The organism is Acidithiobacillus sp. TH-A35 (genome assembly GCF_057473505.1).
The window spans coordinates 1-7,692 of the sequence record NZ_JBYCKR010000161.1 but is presented as its reverse complement, the minus strand read 5'-3'; the positions used below and the strand labels follow the sequence as shown (position 1 = coordinate 7,692).

Here is a 7,692-nt window from a genome sequence, read left to right as displayed (position 1 = left end):
GCTCGAGAATCTGCAGCATGACCTCACCAACTGCACCGGTTGCCCCTAAAATAGCGACATTATATTGTGATTTTTGCATGCGCTATCAATCCTTCAGGCTAAGTGCGTTGACCACTGCGGCACCCATGGCTTTGGTACCAATAACCGACGCGCCGGGCGCTGCAATGTCCGCTGTGCGTAGCCCTTGGCTCAGCACCTGCTGTACGGCAGCCTCCACCCGCTGTGCCCAAGGTTCGGCGTTCAGGGAATGCCGCAGCATCATCGCCACCGACAGAATGGTGGCCAGGGGATTCGCCTTGTCCTGCCCGGCTATGTCCGGCGCCGAGCCATGAATAGGCTCATACATCGCCCGACCCTCGCCCAGTGAAGCCGAGGGCAGCATGCCGATGGATCCGGTCAACTGACTGGCTTCGTCGGAAAGAATGTCACCAAACATGTTGCCGGTCAGCAGCACGTCGAACTGTGCCGGGGCGCGGATCAATTGCATAGCGGCATTATCCACATACATGTGGCTGAGCTGCACATCGGGATAGCCCCGCGCCACTTCGGTGACCACCTCGCGCCACAAACGTGTGGTCTCCAGGACGTTGGCCTTGTCCACCGAGCACAGCTGCTTGCGACGCCCCTGGGCAGCGCGGAAGGCCACATGGGCGATACGGCGAATTTCATCCTCGTCATAGACCATGGTGTTAAAGCCGCGGCGCTTGCCGTCGACGACCTCCAGACCGCGCGGCTGGCCGAAGTAGATATCCCCGGTCAGCTCGCGCACCACCAGGATATCGACATCGCGCACCAGTTCCGGACGTAGGGGCGAGGCATCCAGCAACTGCGGAAAAATCTGCGCGGGACGCAGGTTCGCATAGAGGTCCAGGCCTTTGCGCAGGCGCAGCAGTCCCTGTTCCGGGCGTTTGGCGGGTGGATACGCGTCCCAGCGGGGGCCGCCCACCGCGCCCAAAATGACCGCATCCGCCTCCATGGCCAACTGCAAAGAGACTGCCGGCAAGGGATCATCGCTGGCGTCCAGCGCGGCCCCGCCCACCAGGCCTTCGGTACAGCGCAGGCCAAGGTGGGCGGCCTGATCCACGGCATCCAGCACTTGCCGGGCAGCCGCCACGATTTCCGGACCAATGCCGTCACCGGCGAAGATGGCTATTTTTTTCATAACAGATCCTTTTTCATCACGACGCGAATAATAAAAGGGTTTTCCGTCCCCGGATGGGGGTTTTCGGGAATATGGGTAAAGGGATAGACCCCGGCACCGAGACCGTGGGCATCGGCGTTGACAATGGCCTGGTCTTCCGGCGTGGCCGTTTCCGGCTTACGCAGAGTCAAGCGCAGCCCCGCCGCGCCTTCGCGCTCCCGGGCAGCTTCCACATACATGCGCCGGGTAATCTCGGCGTGCAGCACCCGAAAGAAACGCGCCACGGTGTCGGTATCCAGGCCAAAGCGCATTTGCAGTCCGGTCCTTGCCGCCAATTGCTGGGCGCTGACGCGTGGCATATCCCGGAGGAAGTCACCACTCCGCGCCGTCTCCAGCAGAATTTGACGCAGCTCGGGATTTTCCGGCAACAGACCGAAACCGTTGTAGTGCAGAATAAAAAGGGGCTCCGGCAAGGGGAGTTCCGCCACCCGATCCTGCGCCGGGATACCCGCATCTATCACGACTCCGCTGGGCGGGGCGACAGGCTCCATCTTGCCCCGCAACCAATTCCACATAACCGCTCCGGGTTTTCCTCAGGAAAGAATTGTGGAAGGATAGCATAGGCATTGCCAGCAAGGCACGACACCCGTGAACTCGTCCATCAGCACCCCGGCACCCATATACACACCCAACGCACGGAACGCACAACAACAGCTACCAGTCACCGGAATCATTCTGGCCGGTGGCGCCGGTCGTCGTATGGGTGGTGCAGATAAAGGCTGGCTGGACTGGCAGGGAAAACCCCTGATCGAGCGGGCCATCGCCATCCTGCACGGGGATTGTACCGACATCGTCATCAGCGCCAACCGCAATATGGACCGTTATGCACAATGGGGACATCGTGTCGTCTCTGATCTGACGGCAGATTTTCAGGGCCCGCTCATGGGACTGGCCGCCGGAATGCATGCCGCGACGCAAGCCTGGGTAGCCAGCATCCCGGTAGACAGCCCCTATTTACCCCAGGATATCGTGCGCCGCATGTGGCAGGCCAAAGGCGGGCATGACCTGGTGGTGGTACGCAGCGCCGACCATTGGCATGCTGTCATCTGCCTGTGTCGCTGCGATTTGTTGCCCCAGCTACAGCGTTATCTGGACGGCGGCGGGCGGCGGGCGCAAGGCTGGTTCCAGGACCTCTCTTTTGCCGGTCTCACCCTGCCCGCCGACTTGCTGCGTAACTGCAATCATCCAGAGGATATGACATGAAAACGCTCTGTGTAGTAGGATATAGCGGTAGCGGCAAGACCACCCTGCTCTGCGCCCTGATTCCCTTGCTACGCGGATATGGACTGAAGGTCGCCGTCGTCAAGTCGACCCATCACGATGTGGACTGGGATGTACCGGGAAAAGACAGTTACCGTTTACGGGAGGCAGGTGCAGATGCCGTATTACTGCAGGGTCCGAAACGCTGGTTTATGAGCAGACCTGCTCCGGCAGAAGTCAACCTGGAGACCATCAGCGCCAGCCTGCAACCACTGCCAGACCTTCTCCTGATAGAGGGGAACAAGGCACTGGCAGTGCCGAAAATCGAAGTGCACCGGCCAGGTCTCGGGCGTCCCCTGCTTGCGGCAGATGACCCCTGCATCATGGCCGTAGCGACAGATAGCGTTCTGGACATTCCCGGCGTTCAACTGGACCTGAATGCGCCGTCCGCCATCGCGCAATTCATCCGGCAATGGATAAAAAAGGAAGATTAAACATGGCTCACTGTTGTGGTGGTAACGAACATGATTCCCTGGCTAAAAGTGTCGCCGATGCACGGGATGCCATCCTCGCGGCCAGCCTGCCGGTGCAAGGTACCGAAAATATCCATCTCGGCAATGCGCTGGGACGGGTACTGGCCACGGACATTCATGCCCCTGCCAACGTGCCCGCCTGGTCCAATTCGGCCATGGATGGCTACGCCCTGCGCAGCATTGACGGCGATGCCGTACGACGCATCATCGGCCAGTCTTTTGCCGGCCATCCCTTCAAGGGGCATGTCGCTGCCGACGAGTGTGTACGTATTATGACCGGTGCCGTGGTCCCGGAAGGCGCGGATGCTGTACTCGTTCAGGAGCAGGCAGAAGTCCACGCTGATCAGGTCACTCCGCAGGTGCTCAGCAAGACGGGAGCGAATATCCGCCAGCCCGGTGAGGACCTACAGGCCGGAGCCCTGGCCCTGAAAGCGGGAACCTGGTTGCGTCCCGCCCAAATCGGACTGCTCGCCAGTTTGGGCGTTGCTGAACTCGCCGTGTATCGCCGTCTGCGGGTCGCATTTTTCTCTACCGGCGATGAGTTGCGCCCACTGGGCAGCGCGTTGGGTCCAGGACAAATCTACGACAGTAACCGTTACGCCCTGCACGGCATGCTGCAACGCCTCGGCTGTGAAACCCTTGATCTCGGCCGTATCGTCGACGATCCCGAGCACATCGAAGAGGCCCTGCACAGCGCCGCAACCATGGCCGATATGGTGATCAGCACCGGCGGCGTCTCCGTGGGCGACGCCGACTACATCGCCGAACTCCTCAGTCGCCTCGGCACCATCAATTTCTGGAAAATAAACATGAAACCTGGGCGTCCTCTGGCTTTCGGACAACTCGACAACGCCATCTTCTTCGGCCTGCCCGGCAACCCCGTCTCTACCATGGTGACTTTTTACCAGTTTGTACGCCCCAGCATCCTCAAGCGCATGGGCAAAGCGGCGCCCTGGACCGCTCCGCTGCTACAGCTTCCTTTGGCAGAGGATCTCCAGAAAAAGGGGGGACGCACCGATTTCCAGCGCGGTCGGCTGCTGCTGACCCCCAGCGGACTACAGGTGACGGGGATTGGTCAACAGGCCTCCCATATCATGAGTGGAATGGCCCATGCCGACTGCCTGATCATTCTCGCGGCCGAAGCGGAGCATGCCAAGGCCGGCAGTCTGGTCGATGTACAGTTGCTGGAAGGACTCGTCTAGGTCGAACTAATCCAGGCCGTGACGCGCCGTGTAGGGCGTCGAGTGGCTGAGATGAAAGCGGAAGTTGTCAGCATAGAGTTGCTGTAGCGCCGGATTTCCCCGAAATATCAGAAGATTTTCGGCGTTGGCCTGCTCTGCCGCCTTGCTGAAATTAAAGCTGCCCGTGATCAGCGTCCCCGAATCGATCACCATCACCTTGTTATGGGCAATAGCGTGCTGGTCATCAATGTAAACGGGCACACCCTGGTTAGCGAAAAAATCGGCCACCGAATATTTCTGGGTGCGCTGACTCTTGTCCAGCACCACCTTCACCTCGACCCCCCTTTTGGCGGCACTGAGCACGGCCTTGGCAATCGGCGCGCTGGTGAAGCTATAGGCTTGCACCCAGACCCGCTGCTTCGCCTCGCCAACCGCCTGCACAATGGCCGCTGTCGCTCCGCCCGGCGGCGAGAAAGCCACTTCAATCGTCCCCCGCGCCGGCACCGTTACGGGCGTGTGCGGCAGTGCGGCGGTGGCCGCCGACCACTGATTTTGCCCCCAGCTTTTAAGCGATTGCCAACCAGATCCAGACCCATCGGCCCGTGCCCCTGCGGCAAAAGACGCCAGCAACAATCCACAAACCGGCACAATGCTCGACCGCTTCAGTCCAGACATGAACGCTCCTGCTTATTATTATTCCTGTCATTTAGTGGCGGAGGCGGTGAGCCCCGTCTCCCGTGTTCATTACGTTTCAGGATTTTTCACTATGCACACTAATAGATTGATAATTAAAATACTAAGTAGCGTACTGTTTCCATACGTAACAGGCAACCTCTGCCTCGGGGCAGACGGGTAACAGTGCGGCGGAGAGCATGCAATGGCGCTATCAGCAAGGGCAGTTCATGCGTAAAAGGTCATCACCGCCAGTCTCAGTCCGCTGTGAGGCAGACCATCGGCTTTTACATCCCGGTTCCCAAAAAACCCAGCCAGTCAGAGAGGGACGCTTTGCTCGAAGCAGGACGGCGAATCCGTGAAGAAATGGAACGCCTGGGTATCACAGAGGACGAACTGGCGGCACTAGACTGATTGCGGTCATTCAGTTATTCGAGAGTTGCTGCGCGTCCTGAATAGGGGTCCATCTGGAGGCTTTGTTTTGTCGACATGGGTAAGTTCAGAAATCAACGACGACGTTATCAATCAAGCGCAATACCGATGCTATTCTGGTCTGAGTAACTAAAGAATGCTGTTGTCAGCGTGATCTGGACCAAGGTCCTTGATGCAGTAACCCTCAGGGTACGTTGGACGCCGTTTTTGGGTGCGCAGTACTGGTTTTTGCCGCGCTGGTAGGCAGCGGACAAGTTTTCCACGTAAGTACAGAATGCGCCGGATGATAAAGCGCAATGTAGGCCTCTGCACTGGAAATCCAAAAGCTTTGGACATGGATTCATCCAGCATTGCATAAACCGCGAGACGCCCTATGGGAAATAAAGCCCGTGGAATATACATCTCCAATAGTAAATCCCTGGTTTTTGTGGCAATAATATGATTAGATCGAGCAAATCTGAATTTATCCTGCTCATAGCAGATGTTGTAGCCCTCAAAATCTCCGTATTTTTCGGGAATGTTATGGATACCCATGCGTTCGCCCACTGCACGCCAAAATAAAAACCAGGACAACCGCTCCTGCTCAACCATAGCGCGGTAGCCAAAACGCTCAATCCAGCGAATTGGCTCAAAAACAAAAGTGGACAGCACATACAGATAATCATCGTTGTGTATAGGGTAGCGGCCATGCTGTTGATTCATATTCGCAAGAGCAGCCCGGCCTCGTTCACTGTCATAGCCATGTTCTAAAAGCTCGCTGAGAATTAGGTCGGTATCGTCGTAGCGTTTGCGGGCATTGTTCATGAGTTCCCCCGACTTCTGCAACAACCCAGAAATACGGGGTACGGCATAACTCCGGAACAAGGCAAATTCGAGAGCGCGCGCGATATCGAATGGAAATTCGTAAGCGGCATCCAAGAACACGATGGCACAATGGTCGGATACTGGATCACGACCAAGAATATTTTGCAGATGGGTGTTGCGGCGCACCTGAATGAATTTTATTCCACGACGCGCTATTTCAGTCCAGTTGCTGCCTAAATTCATCTGCGTTACTCTCTTCGTTTTTCGTTTCGGAAACAGTATCCATCCGATTATGAGATGAGTAAATATCTAGCCTCTTCCAATATGAAATGAGTCTGAGCACCTGAGTTTTAATCGGTCACTACAGAGGCATGATGATCGACATGAAGGAAACAAAGCTACAAACGTTGGCACAGCTACAGTCGTTTCTGGCAGGGACACATGATATCGCGCTGAGTGTACCCCAAGTCAGAGCATTATGACACTCATGGAAGGCATGCAGGACCTCCCCCACCCCGGTGTACTGGCCTTTTACGGGGATCATGTATCGATTATCGGGATACCGTCATAGTTACCAAGAAACGGCCTAACAATGACGCCGTCATGACTGGACGACTCGCACAAGTACCGTATCCAAATAATGTGTTCTAGCGGGCGCAGGAACCTCGCGCCACATGACAGTTCAGAAATCGAAGGTTTAATCGACAGTTGGTTTCTGGACACTTCCGGGGCCATTTCCGGCCCTGAATCTGCCCATCAACCCGTCTATCTTTCGGCGTCCGGAAACCTCATTCCACCCGCGTTCCCTGACCCAATCCCTTGGCAATGAGCGTCAAAACCATCGCGTTGAGCGATACCCCCTCCATTCTGGCCCGCGCAGCGAGTTGGGCATGGATGGATTTTGGTACTCTGGCAATGAATTTGCCGGAAGCCACACCTCCACTATTCGGTGCCGGTACCGGCATCCCCTGCTCCTGCAAAGCCCCCATCACTGCCTGCAAGGCTTCCCGGCCATTCTGTAATGCTTCTTCCACCGTTTCTCCATCCGCAATGCATTCCGTGAAGTCCGGGTAGGAAATCAGATACCCACCCCCTTCTGAGGGCTTCAGCGGGCGCATCTCGAACGGGTAATCTTCCAGGGCATACATGGTCATTCTCCTGCCACCAGGCGCAAAAACTTTTTGATGTAGACCGGCTTGATCGGACGATGGGCGGGCACTGGCAGCGTCCGCCCATCGTGCCGGATAAATACGCAATGACTGCCGCCATCGTGTCGCCAGGTGATTCCGTGCTGACGGGCAACCACCTAAAGATCACCAATCTGCCACCCCATGGGATGGTTTTTCATGGCCTCACGCAGTTTGATCGCTTTATCCATCCACGAATGATACTACTTGTAACATCATTTAGCATCATAGATGCCCTCTCGCAACCGACCGTTTTCGAGAGTCTTCGGATGGCGGTGATTTCTGCACAGTAAATCAAATGGTTGAGATTCTCGAAAACCATTCTCAGAAGACTGCTACGGTTTACAGCCATGGTGACCAATTTCGAGAACATGATGGTCAGTCCGCTGGACGACTGCTTACGCTGCCAACCTGTCATTGATCATGAGAGTCCGTCCATGATCGGCTGGGAGGGACTCTAATGTGCCTGTTTTTGTGTCCAA

At 56.6% G+C, this 7,692-nt stretch carries 9 protein-coding genes; 4 read left to right on the top strand and 5 right to left on the bottom strand.

The window, feature by feature from the left end; all coding sequences use genetic code 11:
* Positions 1 to 85: 85 nt before the first annotated feature.
* Positions 86 to 1,162, bottom strand: a complete 1,077-nt coding sequence (gene leuB, locus AC2VNK_RS05610; protein WP_486883121.1) for a 3-isopropylmalate dehydrogenase — start codon at positions 1,160 to 1,162, stop codon at positions 86 to 88.
* Entirely contained in the window at positions 1,159 to 1,716 is a 558-nt protein-coding gene (locus tag AC2VNK_RS05605; RefSeq protein WP_291521862.1) for a hypothetical protein, read from the bottom strand. The genes leuB and AC2VNK_RS05605 overlap by 4 nt, the downstream gene beginning before the upstream one ends.
* Positions 1,717 to 1,789: 73 nt before the next feature.
* Here AC2VNK_RS05605 and mobA point away from each other — a divergent pair, with 73 nt between their 5' ends.
* The 3 genes from mobA to moeA are packed head-to-tail and all read left to right on the top strand — an operon-like array spanning position 1,790 to position 4,136.
* Complete coding sequence (gene mobA / locus AC2VNK_RS05600; protein ID WP_461276511.1) at positions 1,790 to 2,404, top strand: molybdenum cofactor guanylyltransferase MobA; 615 nt, start codon at positions 1,790 to 1,792, stop codon at positions 2,402 to 2,404.
* Positions 2,401 to 2,895, top strand: coding sequence for a molybdopterin-guanine dinucleotide biosynthesis protein B (gene mobB / locus AC2VNK_RS05595; RefSeq protein ID WP_291521865.1), 495 nt, complete (start codon positions 2,401 to 2,403; stop codon positions 2,893 to 2,895). Before mobA ends, mobB begins: the two co-directional genes overlap by 4 nt.
* 2 nt (positions 2,896 to 2,897) lie before the next feature.
* Positions 2,898 to 4,136: a molybdopterin molybdotransferase MoeA gene (gene moeA / locus AC2VNK_RS05590; RefSeq protein WP_291521867.1), complete on the top strand. Its 1,239-nt coding sequence runs from the start codon at positions 2,898 to 2,900 to the stop codon at positions 4,134 to 4,136.
* 6 nt (positions 4,137 to 4,142) lie between these two features.
* Here moeA and AC2VNK_RS05585 read toward each other — a convergent pair whose 3' ends face one another.
* The 3 genes from AC2VNK_RS05585 to AC2VNK_RS05575 all read right to left on the bottom strand — a co-directional run bounded on the left by AC2VNK_RS05585 (position 4,143) and on the right by AC2VNK_RS05575 (position 7,177).
* On the bottom strand, positions 4,143 to 4,790 hold the full coding sequence (locus AC2VNK_RS05585) for a phospholipase D family nuclease (RefSeq protein WP_291521869.1): 648 nt from the start codon (positions 4,788 to 4,790) through the stop codon (positions 4,143 to 4,145).
* Between the two features lie 558 nt (positions 4,791 to 5,348).
* The gene (locus AC2VNK_RS05580; RefSeq protein ID WP_486883120.1) at positions 5,349 to 6,266 is read right to left on the bottom strand and encodes an oxygenase MpaB family protein; all 918 of its coding nucleotides are present in this window, start codon (positions 6,264 to 6,266) and stop codon (positions 5,349 to 5,351) included.
* Between the two features lie 545 nt (positions 6,267 to 6,811).
* Positions 6,812 to 7,177: a toxin-antitoxin system HicB family antitoxin gene (locus tag AC2VNK_RS05575; protein ID WP_486883119.1), complete on the bottom strand. Its 366-nt coding sequence runs from the start codon at positions 7,175 to 7,177 to the stop codon at positions 6,812 to 6,814.
* Positions 7,178 to 7,230: 53 nt separating this feature from the next.
* On the opposite strand from AC2VNK_RS05575, the gene AC2VNK_RS05570 reads away from it, so the two are divergent.
* Positions 7,231 to 7,503 (top strand): hypothetical protein, encoded by a 273-nt coding sequence (locus AC2VNK_RS05570; RefSeq protein ID WP_486883118.1) that lies wholly within the window; start codon positions 7,231 to 7,233, stop codon positions 7,501 to 7,503.
* The last annotated feature ends 189 nt before the right edge of the window (positions 7,504 to 7,692 follow it).

Bases quoted from the DNA above. Each gene is read 5' to 3' on its own strand.
- leuB (WP_486883121.1), bottom strand. From the start codon at position 1,162: ATGAAAAAAATAGCCATCTTCGCCGGTGACGGCATTGGTCCGGAAATC.
- AC2VNK_RS05605 (WP_291521862.1), bottom strand. From the start codon at position 1,716: ATGTGGAATTGGTTGCGGGGCAAGATGGAGCCTGTCGCCCCGCCCAGC.
- mobB (WP_291521865.1), top strand. From the start codon at position 2,401: ATGAAAACGCTCTGTGTAGTAGGATATAGCGGTAGCGGCAAGACCACC.
- moeA (WP_291521867.1), top strand. From the start codon at position 2,898: ATGGCTCACTGTTGTGGTGGTAACGAACATGATTCCCTGGCTAAAAGT.
- AC2VNK_RS05585 (WP_291521869.1), bottom strand. From the start codon at position 4,790: ATGTCTGGACTGAAGCGGTCGAGCATTGTGCCGGTTTGTGGATTGTTG.
- AC2VNK_RS05580 (WP_486883120.1), bottom strand. From the start codon at position 6,266: ATGAATTTAGGCAGCAACTGGACTGAAATAGCGCGTCGTGGAATAAAA.
- AC2VNK_RS05575 (WP_486883119.1), bottom strand. From the start codon at position 7,177: ATGACCATGTATGCCCTGGAAGATTACCCGTTCGAGATGCGCCCGCTG.
- AC2VNK_RS05570 (WP_486883118.1), top strand. From the start codon at position 7,231: ATGGGCGGGCACTGGCAGCGTCCGCCCATCGTGCCGGATAAATACGCA.